The sequence below is a fragment of the Chryseotalea sp. genome (assembly GCF_057350905.1).
Map to the genome: position 1 here is coordinate 633,960 of NZ_JBMRCF010000001.1, position 16,244 is coordinate 650,203.

At 42.5% G+C, this 16,244-nt stretch carries 14 protein-coding genes; 6 read left to right on the forward strand and 8 right to left on the reverse strand.

Annotated elements, in window-relative coordinates; genetic code table 11:
* Positions 1-117: 117 nt before the first annotated feature.
* On the forward strand, positions 118-1,626 hold the full coding sequence (locus ACO1XM_RS02835) for a choice-of-anchor I family protein (RefSeq protein WP_486225596.1): 1,509 nt from the start codon (positions 118-120) through the stop codon (positions 1,624-1,626).
* A gap of 93 nt (positions 1,627-1,719) precedes the next feature.
* On the opposite strand, the gene ACO1XM_RS02840 is transcribed toward ACO1XM_RS02835, so the two are convergent.
* Both ACO1XM_RS02840 and ACO1XM_RS02845 read right to left on the reverse strand, forming a co-directional pair.
* The gene (locus ACO1XM_RS02840) at positions 1,720-2,700 is read right to left on the reverse strand and encodes a pyruvate dehydrogenase complex E1 component subunit beta (protein ID WP_486225598.1); all 981 of its coding nucleotides are present in this window, start codon (positions 2,698-2,700) and stop codon (positions 1,720-1,722) included.
* Positions 2,701-2,827: 127 nt separating this feature from the next.
* Positions 2,828-4,603: a TPR end-of-group domain-containing protein gene (locus ACO1XM_RS02845; RefSeq protein WP_486225600.1), complete on the reverse strand. Its 1,776-nt coding sequence runs from the start codon at positions 4,601-4,603 to the stop codon at positions 2,828-2,830.
* Between the two features lie 182 nt (positions 4,604-4,785).
* Between ACO1XM_RS02845 and ACO1XM_RS02850 the strand changes: the two genes are divergently transcribed.
* On the forward strand, positions 4,786-5,013 hold the full coding sequence (locus ACO1XM_RS02850) for a PspC domain-containing protein (protein WP_486225602.1): 228 nt from the start codon (positions 4,786-4,788) through the stop codon (positions 5,011-5,013).
* A gap of 504 nt (positions 5,014-5,517) precedes the next feature.
* On the opposite strand, the gene ACO1XM_RS02855 is transcribed toward ACO1XM_RS02850, so the two are convergent.
* From ACO1XM_RS02855 to hisS, 5 genes are all read right to left on the reverse strand, one after another.
* Positions 5,518-6,510, reverse strand: a complete 993-nt coding sequence (locus ACO1XM_RS02855; RefSeq protein WP_486225604.1) for a glycosyltransferase family 2 protein — start codon at positions 6,508-6,510, stop codon at positions 5,518-5,520.
* A gap of 53 nt (positions 6,511-6,563) precedes the next feature.
* Entirely contained in the window at positions 6,564-6,902 is a 339-nt protein-coding gene (locus ACO1XM_RS02860; RefSeq protein ID WP_486225606.1) for a YbaB/EbfC family nucleoid-associated protein, read from the reverse strand.
* A 259-nt stretch (positions 6,903-7,161) separates the two neighbouring features.
* The gene (locus ACO1XM_RS02865; protein ID WP_486225608.1) at positions 7,162-9,087 is read right to left on the reverse strand and encodes a T9SS type B sorting domain-containing protein; all 1,926 of its coding nucleotides are present in this window, start codon (positions 9,085-9,087) and stop codon (positions 7,162-7,164) included.
* On the reverse strand, positions 9,084-10,580 hold the full coding sequence (gene hutH, locus ACO1XM_RS02870; protein WP_486225610.1) for a histidine ammonia-lyase: 1,497 nt from the start codon (positions 10,578-10,580) through the stop codon (positions 9,084-9,086). Before hutH ends, ACO1XM_RS02865 begins: the two co-directional genes overlap by 4 nt.
* A gap of 109 nt (positions 10,581-10,689) precedes the next feature.
* Positions 10,690-12,057: a histidine--tRNA ligase gene (hisS, locus tag ACO1XM_RS02875; RefSeq protein ID WP_486226532.1), complete on the reverse strand. Its 1,368-nt coding sequence runs from the start codon at positions 12,055-12,057 to the stop codon at positions 10,690-10,692.
* A 146-nt stretch (positions 12,058-12,203) separates the two neighbouring features.
* On the opposite strand from hisS, the gene ACO1XM_RS02880 reads away from it, so the two are divergent.
* The 4 genes from ACO1XM_RS02880 to ACO1XM_RS02895 all read left to right on the forward strand — a co-directional run bounded on the left by ACO1XM_RS02880 (position 12,204) and on the right by ACO1XM_RS02895 (position 15,400).
* Positions 12,204-12,353 (forward strand): hypothetical protein, encoded by a 150-nt coding sequence (locus tag ACO1XM_RS02880; protein WP_170177222.1) that lies wholly within the window; start codon positions 12,204-12,206, stop codon positions 12,351-12,353.
* 153 nt (positions 12,354-12,506) lie between these two features.
* A complete protein-coding gene (locus ACO1XM_RS02885) occupies positions 12,507-13,085 on the forward strand; it encodes a hypothetical protein (protein ID WP_486225613.1) in 579 nt (192 codons plus the stop codon).
* 6 nt (positions 13,086-13,091) lie between these two features.
* Complete coding sequence (locus ACO1XM_RS02890) at positions 13,092-14,624, forward strand: flotillin family protein (RefSeq protein ID WP_486225615.1); 1,533 nt, start codon at positions 13,092-13,094, stop codon at positions 14,622-14,624.
* Positions 14,625-14,626: 2 nt separating this feature from the next.
* The gene (locus ACO1XM_RS02895; RefSeq protein WP_486225617.1) at positions 14,627-15,400 is read left to right on the forward strand and encodes an exodeoxyribonuclease III; all 774 of its coding nucleotides are present in this window, start codon (positions 14,627-14,629) and stop codon (positions 15,398-15,400) included.
* Here ACO1XM_RS02895 and ACO1XM_RS02900 read toward each other — a convergent pair.
* Complete coding sequence (locus ACO1XM_RS02900) at positions 15,367-16,203, reverse strand: DUF2452 domain-containing protein (RefSeq protein WP_486225619.1); 837 nt, start codon at positions 16,201-16,203, stop codon at positions 15,367-15,369. The two genes, ACO1XM_RS02895 and ACO1XM_RS02900, sit on opposite strands and share 34 nt — an antisense overlap.
* Between the last annotated feature and the right edge of the window lie 41 nt (positions 16,204-16,244).

The following is a 16,244-nucleotide window of genomic DNA, read 5'->3' on the forward strand; positions in this document are numbered from 1 at the left end:
GTAATACCAGTAAAGTATTGGTCATACTAAAAATGGTTTGATAATGGAATCTTAAAACTAGGTTCATCTATGCCAATGAGCAACACATTTTATTTGTAGCTCATTTAAAACATAGATATGAAACAAAACTACATTTACTTTTTACTTAGTTTAAGTTTACTTTTTACTGCCTGCGACAGCGATGACTCAGAAGGTATCCGTGAAGATCCTGCTACTTTTTCAGAAATCGGTTCGATTGATTTAGGTGATGAGGCTGCATCTGAAATTACGGCTTACGATGCGGATTCAAAAAAGCTATTTGTTGTGAACAACTCTGGTGTTTCCCGTATTGATGTTGTAGATATTACGAATCCATCTTCGCCAGCCTTGCTTTCCTCTATCGACATTACATCTTTTGGTGGTGGTGTTAACAGTGTGGCTGTTTCTAATGGATTGCTTGCTGCAGCTATTGAAGCAAACGATAAAACTGACAACGGTAAAATTGTTGTATTTAATACTAGCACATTGGCAAAAGTTGCTGAAGTTACAGTAGGCGCATTACCGGATATGGTAACATTCTCACCCGATGGTAAATTAATTCTTTCGGCAAATGAAGGAGAACCCAATGCAGACTATTCTATCGATCCGGTTGGATCTGTATCTATTATTTCTGTAGCAGGTAACTATAGTGTTACCACAATTGATTTCAGCGGATTTGCATCATCAGCTCAACAATTGATGGCGAATGGCTTGCGTTTATTCGGACCTGATGCATCATTTGCCCAAGACCTGGAGCCTGAATACATTGCCGTATCCAAGAATTCCCAAACTGCGTGGGTTACCTTGCAAGAGAATAATGCGATGGCCAAAATAGATTTACTAACGAAATCCATTACTTCAATAACACCACTGGGTTTTAAAGACCATAACATAGCTGCAAATGCGCTGGACGTGAGTGACAGAGACGAAGTAAAGGAACTTAAGACCTGGAAAATTAAGGGTGTGTACATGCCAGATGCCATCGCCTCATTCTCGGCCAACGGAACTGACTACATAATAAGTGCAAATGAAGGTGATGCCCGTGAATATGATGTGTTTGAAGAAGAAGTAAGGGTTAAAGATCTTGACCTTGATCCTGTTAGTTTTCCGGATGCAGCCAATCTTCAGGAAGATGAGTCATTAGGCAGACTTGGTGTAACCTCAACACTTGGCGATGCTAATGGTGATGGAATTTATGAAGCGATATATTCATTTGGAGCAAGATCCTTCTCCATTTGGAATGGTGCTACCGGAGCGCTGGTGTTCGACAGTGGAAAAGAATTAGAAGAAGAGCTGCTTAACTTTGATGCTTCATTATACGATGACAGTCGCAGTGATAATAAAGGTGTTGAACCGGAAGGAGTTACGGTAGCATCAATCAATGGAAAAACGATTGCTTTTGTAGGTTTGGAACGTGCTGATGCAGTATTGATTTACGACATCACAAATCCATCTTCACCGATTTTCCTGCAGGCCATTAAAACCGGAGATGCTCCTGAAGGAGTATTGTTTATTCCGGCTTCTAACAGTCCCACTGGCAAAAGCTTGCTTGTGGTAAGCTCCGAAGGAGATGGTTTTGTAAAAATTTATCAACCTGAAACTTTATAGACGATCAGGTAAAAGCTCATATTCATTAATAAAAAAAACCACTGATTTTGTCAGTGGTTTTTTTTATTATTAGAAATTTGAAATTAAAGTTCGTCAATCCCGATACATTACGGCTTTAACCGCCTTAACAGTCTTTTCTACATTCGGTAAAATAGCTTGTATTAAAGTAGGTGCGTAGGGGAGTGGTACATCAAAACTGTTTACACGTTGTATCGGTGCATCCAAATAATCGAAGGCGTGCTTCTGAACGTGATAAGTTATTTCAGTAGCAATGGAAGATAAAGGCCAGGCCTCTTCAACAATGACTAAACGATTTGTTTTCTTAACAGATTCAACAATGGCAGCATAATCAATCGGACGAACAGAACGCAAGTCGATAACCTCGCAAGAGATGCCATCCTTTTGCAATTCTTCGGCAGCGGCCAGGGCCACTTTCATGATTTTACCAAATGAAACGATGGTTACATCTGTACCTTCACGCTTGGTGTCGGCTACACCAATAGGAATCAAATATTCTTCAGCCGGTACATGCATCTTTTCACCATACATCACTTCCGACTCCATAAAAATGACAGGGTCATTGTCGCGGATAGCAGACTTCATCAAACCTTTGGCATCGTATGGATTGGAAGGTACTACTACCTTTAATCCAGGGGTGTTAGCATACCAGTTTTCAAAGTTTTGGGAGTGTTGTGCACCCAACTGTCCGGCATTACCGGTTGGGCCACGAAACACAATGGGCACATTGATCTGACCACCAGACATAGATAGCATTTTAGCTGCAGAGCTGATGATAGGGTCGATAGCCACCAGTGAGAAGTTAAAGGTCATGAACTCAATGATCGGACGCAGGCCATTCATGGCTGCACCCACACCAATACCAGCAAAGCCAAGCTCAGCAATAGGGGTGTCGATTACACGATCAGGACCGAATTCTTCTAACATACCCTGGCTTACTTTATAAGCACCGTTATATTCTGCCACCTCTTCACCCATTAAAAATACGCTGGGGTCTCTGCGCATTTCTTCACTCATGGCTTCCCGAAGGGCTTCTCTAAACTGAATTTCTCTCATAATTTTTAAGAAAGTGCGTAAAAATAGTATGACCAGACCTAGTATAAAAGCCCGGCCATCATTTTAAGTAAATAAAAAACCCCTCCGCGTTAGCAGAGGGGTTTCTCATCCAATGATTGTGTTTTGCTTATTTCAAAGCATTGCGGAACGTTTCTGTTGCCGCATACTTAGAGAATTCAAGATCAGAAAGGGCAGCCTGCTTCAAAGAAGCATCGATGCGCACAGCAGCTGTTAAGCTTTCTACCACTTTATCAGCATTACCTAAGCGAGCATGCGCTACAGCAGCACCGTAGTAAGCAATAGCCAGGTTGCTGTTCTTGCCAGTAGCTTCACCGAATGAAGTTACAGCGTTTTGGTAATCCTTATTCAATACCTGAGCAAGGCCTTTGTTGAAGGCGTTGTCAGCATTGTCAGTAGCAGATGAAGTAGAACGAACCGCTTCAGCATACTGAGCTTTAACGATTTCAGCAGCACCTTTAACACCATTTACACCACGGCTGTTGTCAGATGATAAATTCTTACCAAGCGCAGCGTTAGCGTGGTTATAAGCAGCATAAGCGTTGCCCATCATCATGTTAACAGAAGCAAGGTTAGCGTGTACTTCGCCTGTTGCATTGATTTTTGCAGCGATGTCTAACTGAGCCTTAGCCTTATTAGCCAGGTCAGTAGCATTTGCCGGGTTCTCAATAGCCTGAGCGATGTATACAGCGCCTAAGTTGTTGTGAGCATTCCAGTTAGTACCTTTTTTAGTAGCGGCTTCGTAAATGGCAGCTTTCTCTTCTAAAGAAGGTGTAAGCGTTGCAGCGTACATCATTTCTTCAAAAGTAAGTGCATCAGCAGAAGCTGAACCACCAGCTACTTGTTTTGCCAAAACAGAGATTTCAGCATCGGTCTTCTTGTCTTTTACTGTTAGGATTTCAGTCTTAGCAGCACGTAAGCCAGGATATACTTCTTTGAAAACCTTCTTGTAAGAAGCAAGTTTCTTTAATTCTTTTTCCTGTGATTCGAAATCAGAGCCATTGTTAACGATGTTCAAGAAAGCAGATTTCTCTTCAGAAGAGATGCCTTCGTAAGCAGACAAGGCATTCTTAAATTCAGCCCAATCTTCAACAACTGGCTTCAAGATAAACTTGATTGAATCAGCTTTGCCCTGGTAGTCGTATTTCTTCATTTGAGCACGGTAGTATTTTTCGATAGCTGCCGCACGCTCTTCAGATAGTTTTTTGTTGATACGTTCAGCACCTTCAGGAGAGTGAGTACCTGTGATGGTAACTGTGCGCGTTAAGTTTTTAGCTGCGATGAATGCATCTAATTGCTTGCCTTTGTCAGCCTTTGTTTCAGAAGGACGTAATACTGAACGGCCTTGTTCGAAAATGAAATCAGGGATAACAACTGGAACAATTTCCTCAGCATTGTTATAACCGTGAGCTGCGAAAGCAGCGTGGTATACAGGCTTCACTAATTTAGAAGTGGTGATAAGACCAGTAGCAACCTGCATGCGAGGTGTAGTCTTAGACTTACCTTTTGCTGAGGCTACGCCTTCAATCTCCAGAACACCAGTTTTCATGGCTGCCTGGTAGGGGAATGAGACAGATTTAGTTGCTCTTGGCTGTTCTGTACCTGAATTAGGATAGTCTTCAGCTTTAATTTCGATAGGGCTGACGGCTAATTCCTGGTCGTTATACTTATAGAAAGGGTTAATCGTGTAAGATGTGCCTTTCTTAAGCATTTTTACAGGGAGGTTGGCAGCCATATCGAAGGCTACGGTGTCCTTGTGAACTTCCAGGGGATTGGGAGTAACAGTCAATTGTTGCTCTTTTGCCTTCTTAATCATCTGGGGCAGCGTACAGCCCGCCATGGTTAAGGTAGCCAAGATGAGTAGCGAGTAAACTAATTTTCTCATTGGAATACGTTTTTGGTTAGTTTTAGAGTTGTATTACTACTTGATGTAATTTTTGTGCAATAATAGTCAAAAAAATGTGATTTGGCCGAAATTTGACAATCTGACATTGCATAACTTTGTTACCAAATTGCTGTTTTTCCGATAAAGAGCGTATTTAGAAGTTAAAACCCGGGTTAATCTTTATGAAAGGTTTCGTAAATCAAGTTCAATTTTTGTGGGAGAACTATGCTTTTGGTGTTTGCCATCGCCTGGGTGAAAAATTGGGGGTAGCGACCTGGAGCATCAGGCTTTTCTTTATCTATGCCTCCTTTATAACTTATGGCTCACCTATTTTCATCTATTTGGCCCTGGCCTTCATTATGAATCTACGCAAGTATCAGCGTAAAAGAACCCCGATTTGGGATTTTTAAGTTTCTAAGCGCAAAGCTCGCGGAGGTTCACTGAGTTGTTGTCCTATATGTGTCTCTTTACTTTGCGAACCTCAGCGCCCTCTGCGGTTTGGAATTTAATTTAACCGCAAAGCTCGCGGAGGTTCACTGAGTTGTTGTCCTATATGTGTCTCTTTACTTTGCGAACCTTAGCGCCCTCTGCGGTTTGGAATTTAATTTAACCGCAAAGCTCGCAGAGGTTCGCGGAGTTGTTGTCTTAATATATGTGTTTCTATACTTTGCGAACCTTAGCACCCTCTGGGGTTTGGAATTTAATTTAACCGCAAAGCTCGCAGAGGTTCGCGGAGTTGTTGTCTTAATATATGTGTTTCTATACTTTGCGAACCTTAGCGCCCTCTGCGGTTTGGAATTTAATTTAACCGCAAAGCTCGCGAAGGTTTACGGAGTTGTTGTCTTATATGTGTCTCTATACTTTGCGAACCTTAGCGCCCTCTGCGGTTTACTTATAATCGCGTGTATCAACAGTCAAACGGAAGGCTTCCTCTTTTTTATAAAGTGCTGCCAGATCAACAGACCTGAATAAATCCCTGTTAACCTGGGGTTATGGCTTGACGTTCGCTTGCTCAGGTTTGATCCAAGTCTTACCAAAACAGCTACATGTGCCTGAATAATGGCCCATCCATGCTTGCCCTGTCCTGTTATCAAGAATCGTAGGGCAGCGATATCATCTAATATAATTCTAAAGGGTAGTTTCCAGAGGAGCGCTGTTAAGGGAAGGTTTTTGATTAACAAGGAAAGTCCGTTTCTGAAATTCAGATAAGTCTTTCGTGGATTCAGTTTGGATAAAGTACCACCACCAACATGATATACGGTACTTGCTCCAACATAATAGATAGCATGACCTTGTCGCTTCAAACGCCAGCATAAATCAATCTCTTCCATGTGCGCGAAGAAGTCTTCATCCAATCCTCCAAGTTGATGGTATAATTTACTGCGCACCACCATGCAGGCACCCGTAGCCCAGAATATTTCTTTACTGTCATTATACTGACCAAGGTCTTTCTCAACTTCATCAAAGACTCTTCCCCTGCAAAAGGGATAGCCTAAACTATCAATGAAACCTCCGGCCGCTCCGGCATATTCGAAGTATGCTTTGTTGTGAAAGGATTTGATTTTAGGTTGCACCGCGGCAACGTTAGCATACTCATCCAATAACTTGACTAAGGGCTGAAGCCAGTGTGCAGTAACTTCAACGTCAGAGTTGAGCAATACGTAATAATCGGCTTTCACTTCTTGCAAGGCCCGGTTATAGCCACCACAAAAACCGTAATTGTCTTTTAATTGTATGAGCCGTACAAGAGGGAATTCTGCTTTTAAAATTTCAATGGATTGATCCGTGGAGGCATTGTCAGCTACAATAATTTCCGCTCCCTGACTATGCTCAATGACAGTAGGAAGAAACTGGCGGAGAAAATGTGCTCCGTTATAATTTAGAATAACAACTGCTACTGTACTCAACTGATCACATCAAAAATGGAAGGTCTGTTACAACTGGAATTGGTAAAGTGCGATTAACCGCCCATTAAGCTACCCAAATCCATGCCCGGTATATTTGGCAATAATCCTTCGGTGCTTTTCTTTAATGATTCTTTGGCCAACACCTCAGCTTCATCGCTTGCCTTATTTACGGCTGCAATGATCAGGTCTTGTAAAATGCCTTTATCTTCTGCTTTTAATAAGGAAGGATCTATAGTAAGCGCCATTAGTTGACGTTTGCCATTGACAGTCGCCTGTACCATACCGCCACCGGATTCACCATGGGCACTTATAGTCACCAGATTATCTTGTGCTTCTTTGATGCGGGCCTGCACCTCTTTCATTTTGCCCATCATCTTCATCATATCAAACATAACTATAGCGTTTAATTGTACATCAGGTGCGAAAATACAGGAAAGGATTGAATTACTTATTGTCAATCCATTTTGAAACAACTATTTCCAGTCTATCATGCGTCTGACCGATGATTGCTGAAGTATACATCGGTCTGACGCATTCAATAGTTGAAAAAAATCTTTAGCCACAGATTTTACTAATGTTCACAGATCAAAAAAAATACTTATCTGTGAGAATCTGTGAAAACTGTGGCAGCTAAAATAGTCTCTAATCAAATCACTTTTTGCGCATCAGCACAACGGCACCGGATTCTGTAAAGGTCCTGCCAGCAAAGTCGGTGAGGTTAGATACGAAAGCATAGGTGCCATCGGGTTGCTCTACACCACGGAAGGTACCATCCCAGCCCTGATCAATACTGTTGGTTGTAAAAACGAGTTCGCCCCAGCGATTGAATATTTTCATTTCGAAAGAAGAAATATACTGACCGAAAACCCTGAAGATTTCATTTTCAGCAGGGCCTTGTTTATCAGGTGTAAAAGCACGCGGATAAAATAAATTAGGTTTGCGAATGACTTCAAGTCGATTGGAGGTTGCTGCACTCAGCCCACCATCATTCGGCAATACAAAAATTCTGTAGTAAGTCTGTTGGTTAAAAAGATCAACTTCGGTATCGGTAAAAGTATTGACGTTACCTACATTAAATACACGCAATAATCCACCCGACTGCGCATATTTTTCTAAGCGATACCCCGCAATACCATTAGCCCAACCCTGGTAGGCAGTCCAGGAAAGATTCACTGCGTTGTCTGTATTCAGACTCGCACTAAGAATAACCGGGCAGGCTTCAGGACTAGTATTGCTGACATTCTCACAAGCATCATCGTATAAGATTTGATAGCATGCATTAGCGGCAAGTTCGATGGCAGTATCGGTGAAAGGTGATTGCGTATCGCTTGCCAGAAAAGAATAGGAACTACCATTACTATTTTTAAATATAGAGTAGGTTGTTGCTTCCGGAGCATCTGTCCAGACCAGTTCAGCTTCATTGTTGTCGTTAATGCTGGCCGTAATATCGGTGAGGGCAGGTGGCTGCTGATTGGTAAAACTCTCCACACATTTTATTAAAGAAGTGGCAGTTACACCGCCTGCATAGCTGGTTGTAAGCTGATAGCAGTGTTCCTGATTACAAATACTTTCTGTGTCGTTAACAGTAGTGAGGGCAGGAGAGATGCCTCCGAAATAACCTGCCTGATTATCCCTACCGACACTGTAAGAAGTTACCCCTGTATTGTTGCCAATCCAGTCAAGGCGGTTGAAACCATCTTGTGCACTGGCGTTTAAGCGGATAGAGCAGACGATGGGTGAAGTGTTCGCCAAAGTATTCGTACAGGCATCGATCGAACTAATGCGGTAACAATAGTAAGCACTGTTGTTGCTTAGGTTATTCACCGTATCGCGGTTGTCTTCAAAGGTAAACTTCAATTGCTGAAAGGTAGTGGCATTGTTTAAAGCAATATCAATTCTGCTCAACGTGTTGACTGGTAAAGTGTAGCGCAGATCAATTTCACTATCGTTGATGGTGGTCAGTGAATTGAAATTACCAGGCGCTACAGCCGCCACGGCTGTAATATTCTTTTGTAAAGTAGCGCAGTTATCCGCAGCATTCAGATTGCGTCCTCTTACAGAAACCGTTTTGGCACCTGCTGTAGCAAAAGTATGGTTGTCTTTTGCCAGCGACCCGGATGGAACAGTTGTACTAGCCCCATCGCTGTAATTAATCACGTACTGATTGTATAGATTATCATTAATCTTTACCTGAACACCATTGCCATTACAAGTATAGAGATCGAAATCAGGTTGAAGATTAGCCACTACTTCTATTTGTATATCATCCACTTCATTGGCCGCACATTGGTTGCTGTAACATACCTTTATTAAATAAGTACCGGGTGTTGTGTAGGTAAAAGAAGCTGGCGAGGTATTCCGGCTGTCGACAGGTTGTGTAAAACCATCACCGAGAAAATCAATGATGCAGGGATTGGTACCGCAGCCTCCGGGTAAGAGGGTTTCAAAAGTAACGGTAAGGGGAGCGCATCCTTTTTTCTGATCTACTCGAAAGCGACCGAGCCTGCTCGTGTAGGGTTGAGCGAAGGCCAGTGTTGTGCTCAGGAGTAAAAAGAAAAAAAAGGAAAAACGAATCATTTGCTCAGGTCAATATGCTTTAAAAAATCTTCTGCCTTTTTCATGTCCTTGTGCAACAGACGATCTTCTTGTATAAACGAAACTTCCTTGCGGAAAGTATCTACAAAGTTTTGCAAGAAAGCAGAGGTATGCAAGGGTTTTCTGAATTCAATCGCCTGGGCAGCGGTTAACAATTCTATGGCCAATATCGAATACAAATTGTTTACCACTTTGTACACCTTGGTAGCCGCATTGGCGCCCATGCTCACATGGTCTTCCTGTCCGTTAGAGGAAACAATAGAGTCTACAGATGCGGGAGTACATAATTGTTTGTTTTGACTTACAATAGAAGCCGCAGTGTATTGGGGGATCATCATACCAGAGTTAATACCCGGATTGGCCACAAGGTAATTCGGTAAATCACGTGAGCCAGAGATTAACTGAAAAGTTCTGCGTTCTGAAATATTGCCTAATTCTGCTACCGCGATGGCGAGAAAATCGAGTGCCAAGGCCAGGGGCTGGCCGTGAAAATTGCCACCTGATAAAATTGCATCAGCATCCGGGAAAACATTTGGGTTGTCGGTAACGCTGTTGGCTTCTTTCAGCATCACCTGACTGACATACGCAATGGTATCGGCACTGGCACCATGCACCTGCGGGATACAACGGAAAGAGTAGGGGTCTTGTACGTGTTTTTTCGGCTGGCGAATAATTTCAGAACCTTTGAGCAATTCACGAATGGTAGAAGCCACACTAACCTGACCTGCATGCGGACGAACTACGTGTATTTTTTCATCGAAGGCTTCAATGCGGCCGTCAAAAGCATCCAGCGAAAGTGCTCCGATAATGTTGGCCAGTTGTAGAATACGATTGGCATGAAGCGTACACCACACTCCGTATGCCAGCATAAACTGTGTGCCATTGAGCAGAGCCAGCCCTTCTTTAGATTGTAAATGTAAAGGTTCCCATTGAAAAGTCTTGTTGAATAGTGGTGCTGAAGTTTTTACTTGTTTGACATACGCTTCACCTTCATTCAGCATGGGTAAGCACAAGTGTGCTAATGGGGCTAAATCTCCAGAGGCTCCCAGCGAACCCATTTCATAGACAACAGGGTAGACTTCGTTGTTAAAGAAATCTACTAAGCGCTGCGCAGTGCTTACCTGTACACCAGAGTTACCATAAGCCAGGGATTGTACTTTGAGAAATAGCATCAAACGCACAATTTCTGAAGGTACTTCGGCACCCATACCACAAGCATGCGACTTTACTAAATTCTCCTGCAACTTTTCAAGCTGATCGGAAGAAATGTTTTTGTTGTAGAGCGAACCAAAGCCTGTGTTGATGCCATAGATAGGCGCACTCGACTTTTTTAATTTTTCATTCAAATAAAGTCGGCACTTTTCAATACGCTTCCTGGCTTCTTCTGAAAGCGACAAAGTGCCTGAAGAGAAGACGATTTTTTCGAGCGTCTCTAAGGTTATGGTTTCAGTCGAGATGGCGTGCTTAAATGACATTTACCAATGGGTTTAATGAATATTGTTGGTTGGATAATGAACAGTCAGATGCGATCATATAAAAGTGCTTAATTTTTATTTCGGTACAAGCCCGGATCGCAGTAGCTGCTTACTTACTCAATAATCCTATAATTTGTTCAATCGCTAATTTCTCCTGGGTTCCGGCTTCCATATTCTTAAAGGCCAGTAATCCGCTGTTGCGTTCTTCCTCACCAATCACCATCACATAGGGAATCATCTTCTTATTGGCATAATCCAGTTGCTTCTTAATTTTAGCCTCATCCGGGTATAGTTCTGCCGCAATACCTGTAGCCCTGAGTTGCGTAAGCAGTTTCAAGCCATAACGCATACTCTCTTTATCAAAATGACAAATCAGTAAAGTAGAAGAGCGCTGTGTTTCCTTAGGGAAAAGCTGCAATTCTTCCATCACATCATAGATACGATCTACACCGAAAGAAATGCCAACACCGGATAAGTTTTCCTTATCGCCAAAGCTTTGTGTCAAATTATCATAACGGCCACCACCACTCACGCTGCCAATAGCCACATTGTTGATTTTCACTTCAAAGATGCAACCTGTATAGTAGCTCAATCCTCTGGCGAGGGCGATATCAAATTCCAGATTGTTTTGATCACTGCCCGCCTCTTTCAACAAATCAAATACTTCTTTTAAGTCGCTCAAGCCTTTTTGTCCGCTGTCGGAATTAAATAAAGCAGCCAGTGCCAAACGCTTTTCTTCATTGCTGCCGCTGGTGCTTAAGAGTTTAAACAGCAAGTCGATATTCTCGTTGGTAAATCCGACCTCAATCAATTCTTTGCTGACACCTTCCTGACCAATTTTATCTAATTTATCTATGGCCACATATAGAGCCGTTTCTTTGCCTTCGGCTTTTATGCTATCGGCTATGCCTTTTAATACACCCCGGTGGTTAATCTTAATCGTAAAATCCACAATACCCAATCCCTTCATCACTTCACGAATCATCATCACAATTTCTGCTTCGCATAAGAGGGAAGTTGTGCCCACCACATCGGCATCGCACTGGTAAAATTCGCGGTAGCGACCTTTTTGCGGACGATCAGCACGCCACACTGGTTGCATTTGATAGCGCTTAAAAGGAAAAGCAATCTCATGGCGGTTCATGACCACATAACGCGCAAAGGGAACGGTGAGGTCGTAGCGGAGACCCTTTTCAGCTATAGCGGAAGTAAGCTGCTTCGAGCTTCGAGCTTCGAGCTTCGAGCTGTCTACGTCCTTCAGAAAATCACCTGAATTCAATATTTTAAACAACAACTGATCTCCCTCATCACCATACTTACCTGTCAACACTGACAAGTTCTCCATCGAAGGTGTTTCCAAAGGCTGGAAACCGTACTTTTGGTAAACAGAACGGATGGTATTGAAGATAAACTGGCGTTTGCCCATGGTGGCAGGGCCAAAATCACGTGTTCCTTTAGGTATACTTGGTTTTTCCATAGTGCGCCTGGCTAATCGGAAAGCTTTGATGGAAGGATCAGCCAGAAAGGCAGCAATTTCCTCATATTTTTTCAATAATTATTCAGCAAATCTTGTAATCTTCTAAATCTTGGCTTACTTTTGCGCTCCTTTAAAACAAATTTGTCATGGCTGTAACACGACTGAAGAGAAAGAACCGCAAAGATAAATCAGTATCTGCTGTAAGACGTCAGTCTTTGAAGAACCAAGGCTTTAAGCCGGTTATCAAGAACGTTGATATTGAAGAGATCAAAGAAGGATTCAAGAAGAAGGCTTAATCGCTCTCTTTTCATTCATAAGAAGGCCCTGTTTGCTACGCAAGCAGGGCTTTTTCTTTTCTTTTAAGCCTGTATTAAGTTTAAAGTAAGTCAACCTCGTCCATTGGAATTAAAATTATTACTTCTATTTTGTGAGGATAATTCTCAACAACAATGGGCGATTTAAATGCTTGGTGGACAGGTCTTAGTTTCTCGCTGAAGTTCTACTGGATACTGGCCATTCCCTTTACGCTATTCTTTTTATTACAACTCTTCTTGTCCTTTTTTGGCGGAGGTGATGTACCGGATGATACACCGGATGCAGAAGTAGAAGCCGATACAGGAATTGGTTTTCAATTCTTCACCCTCAAAAACCTGATTGCCTTTTTCACCATTTTCTCCTGGACGGGCATAGCTTGTATTGATTCCGGGTTATCAGAAACAACGGCTGGTATAGTGGCATTTGTTGCCGGCATTATTATGATGCTGATTATGGCTTCGCTCTTTTACTTTCTGGCAAAAGCCAGTGGCGATGGTACCATGAAATTCAAAAAGGCCATTGGTAAATCGGGACAGGTTTACCTGACCATTGCCAGCAAGCGAAGTGGTGTAGGCCAGGTACAGATAAAAGTACAAGGCACTTTGCGCACACTCGATGCCATGACAGACGAAGCAGACAACATACCCACAGGTACCATGGTGACGGTGAAGGATATTGTGAATGAAAATGTATTATTAGTAACCTCTAAATAAACCCCTATGAGTTTTTATGCACTTCCGGTTTTAGCGCTGGCTGTTTTCTTTGTCTTTATTGTATTGGTCACCTTTTTCAGAAGGTACAAGCGTTGTCCCTCCGACCGCATATTGGTAGTGTATGGTAAAGTAGGTGGAGGCGACTCTGCTAAATGTATACATGGTGGTGCAGCCTTTATCTGGCCTGTGTTTCAGGATTATGCCTTCATGGATTTAACACCGATCTCTATTGAAGTTAACCTGACCAATGCCTTGAGTAAGCAAAATATCCGCGTAGATGTACCTTCTAAATTCACCGTGGGTATTTCTACAGAAACCGGTGTGATGGAAAATGCCGCTGAGCGTCTCCTGGGCTTACAACGCAATGATGTACACTCATTAGCACATGATATTATTGTGGGGCAGATGCGTTTGGTGGTGGCCATGATGGACATTGAAGAAATTAACACCAACCGCGATAAATTTTTATTGAATGTTTCGCACAACGTTGAAGTAGAATTGAAGAAGATCGGTTTGAAATTGATCAACGTAAACATTACAGATATTAAAGATGAGAGTGGTTACATCGCAGCCCTGGGTAAGGAAGCTGCTGCGAAAGCGATCAATGAAGCTAAGATCCGCGTAGCGGAACAAGAGCGTTTAGGAGATATTGGTAAAACCGAAGCAGAGAAGGAACGCGATATTAAAGTGGCAGAAATGCAACGCGATCGCGACACGAATGTTGCCAACTCAGTAAAAGATAGAGAAGTGTTGATTGCAGCTGCCAAACGCGATGAGCAGATTGGTAAGGTAGAAGCAGAGAGAGATACCCGTATTAAAACCGCGGATGCGAATGCCTTGGCAGTAACGGGAGAAAACCAGTCTAAGATTGCCATTGCAAGCTCCGATGCAGAACGCAGAGAACGCGAAGCGGAAGCTTTGAAGAAAGCGATGGCTGCGGAAAAAGTACAAGCTGCGAAAGCATTAGAAGAAGCTTATCTGGCAGAACAAAAAGCGGAAGAGGCGCGTGCTGACCGTGAACGGGCATCACAGAATGCCAACATTGTGGTGGCAGCAGAAATTCAAAAACAAAAAGCCATCATTGAAGCGCAAGCCGAAGCAGAACGTATCCGTGAGAGAGCCAAAGGTGAGGCTGATGCTGTATTGTTGCAACGTCAGGCAGAAGCACAAGGTATTTATGAAATCTTGACTAAGCAGGCAGAAGGTCTTCGTCAGATTGTAGGGGCTGCAGGTAATAGTTCTAAAGATGCAGCGATGTTGATCATTGCAGACAAACTGCCAGAGTTGGTAAGGTTACAAACAGAAGCCATCAAGAATATTCAGATTGATAAGATCACCGTTTGGGATGGCGGTAATAGCAAAGATGGTAAATCATCAACGGCCAACTTTATTTCAGGTATGTATCAGTCAGTACCGCCCTTACAGGAAGTATTTAAAATGGCCGGACTCGATTTACCTGCTTATTTAGGTACTGAAACAAAGGAAGCACCGACAAAACCACAAACACCACCATCACCTGAAACTCCTGCTAAAAAATAATCATGGCCTTACACTTAGTTAACTGGAACGTAAACGGAATCAGATCCATTATTAAAAAGGATTTTGCAAAAGACATCGCGGCATTAAACCCCGATGTGCTTTGCTTGCAAGAGCATAAGGCAACGGTAGCCGATGTTAAAAAAGTTTTGGAAGCTTTTCCTGAGTATAAGTCTTTCGTGAATGATTCAAAAGCACGTAAAGGTTATTCAGGTACGGCCATCATTACTAAACAAGAACCTTTGTCAGTTACTTACGACATGGGCGTAGAGGAGCACGACCAGGAGGGCAGGGTAGTAACAGCAGAGTTTGAAAATTTTATTCTCGTTACCGTTTATACACCTAACTCCGGTGAAGGCTTGAAGCGCCTGGACTACAGACAGACTTGGGATGATGCCTTTCGGGATTATGTAAGCTGGCTGAACAAACGTAAACCTGTTATTATTTGTGGTGATTTAAATGTAGCGCATCAGGCGATCGACATTGCACGGCCAAAGCAGAACTACAATAAATCTGCAGGCTACACGCAACAAGAGATTGACAGTTTCACAGCTTTGTTAAATGCCGGTTTTGTAGATACCTTCCGACACCTGCATCCGGAAGAAATTAAATACTCCTACTGGAATTATTTATTCAACGCAAGGGCTAACAATACAGGCTGGCGCATCGATTATTTTTTGGTAAGCGAAAGACTCATGCCTAAGGTAAAAGAAGCCTTGATCTATAATGAGTTGATGGGCTCAGATCATTGTCCGGTAGCCGTTAAGCTGGAGCTGTAATCACTCTGGTGTTTTATTTCTACCCAGGTATGATCGGCCAGTAATTTCACCATGCTCACAAAACTTTTATAAGGCATGGGTTTGCGTCCCCATTCATTGGGTGCGATCATGCTTAAGATGTGAGAGTTGTCTTTTGTTTCGTATAGATAATAATGCTGACCAATGATGGGGGCGAAGTTCAGCTTCGATTCGTAAATTAGCATAGACAACTCTTTACGCGTCACAATTTCTTTGGCCTGTAGCGCTAACAATTCTATTTGCTTGCGAATCTGTTCCAGTTGCATGTTGGTCTGTTCTTCCATAGCCGTTAAGGCCTTGTGGCGAATGAGACCTTCCTCATTATGTTTAATGACTGCACCTGTTACAGAAGAGGCATAAGGCAATACACTGAACTGTTTGTGATAGATTTCAGTATTGGTAATTATTTTCTCTGGATCGAGTAAGTTGCTTTGTGTTACTTTCAATAAACTGTTGGGCATGATCTCATGCCGTATTCGCAAAGTCTCTTGTTCATCCTGAGCAAAGACAACTTCAAAAGTTAATGAGTTAAGAATAGAAAGTTTAATGCGATTGGCTAAAGGATTGTCTTCAATCGTATGAAATAATCCGTCTCCTGGTACGCTGTATTCGGAAGTAAAGGCCTGATCTTCCAGGGTAACCCAGTTAATGGCGATAGCAAGACTATTGTTTTCAGTCTTCCATTGCATTTTATAATTACCTGATTTCGGTCTTTTACCAAATTCGTATGTACCCTTTTCAGGAAAGAGTTGCCAGGAGTAGAGAAAGTTATACAGATCAACCATGAACAAACATAACGCAGATCAGCGGAATTTGTTAATTTGAA

Excerpts from the sequence above, each read along its gene's own strand:
- ACO1XM_RS02835 (WP_486225596.1), top strand. The coding sequence starts at position 118 with ATGAAACAAAACTACATTTACTTTTTACTTAGTTTAAGTTTACTTTTT.
- ACO1XM_RS02840 (WP_486225598.1), bottom strand. The coding sequence starts at position 2,700 with ATGAGAGAAATTCAGTTTAGAGAAGCCCTTCGGGAAGCCATGAGTGAA.
- ACO1XM_RS02845 (WP_486225600.1), bottom strand. The coding sequence starts at position 4,603 with ATGAGAAAATTAGTTTACTCGCTACTCATCTTGGCTACCTTAACCATG.
- ACO1XM_RS02850 (WP_486225602.1), top strand. The coding sequence starts at position 4,786 with ATGAAAGGTTTCGTAAATCAAGTTCAATTTTTGTGGGAGAACTATGCT.
- ACO1XM_RS02860 (WP_486225606.1), bottom strand. The coding sequence starts at position 6,902 with ATGTTTGATATGATGAAGATGATGGGCAAAATGAAAGAGGTGCAGGCC.
- ACO1XM_RS02865 (WP_486225608.1), bottom strand. The coding sequence starts at position 9,087 with ATGATTCGTTTTTCCTTTTTTTTCTTTTTACTCCTGAGCACAACACTG.
- hutH (WP_486225610.1), bottom strand. The coding sequence starts at position 10,580 with ATGTCATTTAAGCACGCCATCTCGACTGAAACCATAACCTTAGAGACG.
- hisS (WP_486226532.1), bottom strand. The coding sequence starts at position 12,057 with ATGGAAAAACCAAGTATACCTAAAGGAACACGTGATTTTGGCCCTGCC.
- ACO1XM_RS02880 (WP_170177222.1), top strand. The coding sequence starts at position 12,204 with ATGGCTGTAACACGACTGAAGAGAAAGAACCGCAAAGATAAATCAGTA.
- ACO1XM_RS02885 (WP_486225613.1), top strand. The coding sequence starts at position 12,507 with ATGGGCGATTTAAATGCTTGGTGGACAGGTCTTAGTTTCTCGCTGAAG.
- ACO1XM_RS02890 (WP_486225615.1), top strand. The coding sequence starts at position 13,092 with ATGAGTTTTTATGCACTTCCGGTTTTAGCGCTGGCTGTTTTCTTTGTC.
- ACO1XM_RS02895 (WP_486225617.1), top strand. The coding sequence starts at position 14,627 with ATGGCCTTACACTTAGTTAACTGGAACGTAAACGGAATCAGATCCATT.
- ACO1XM_RS02900 (WP_486225619.1), bottom strand. The coding sequence starts at position 16,203 with ATGGTTGATCTGTATAACTTTCTCTACTCCTGGCAACTCTTTCCTGAA.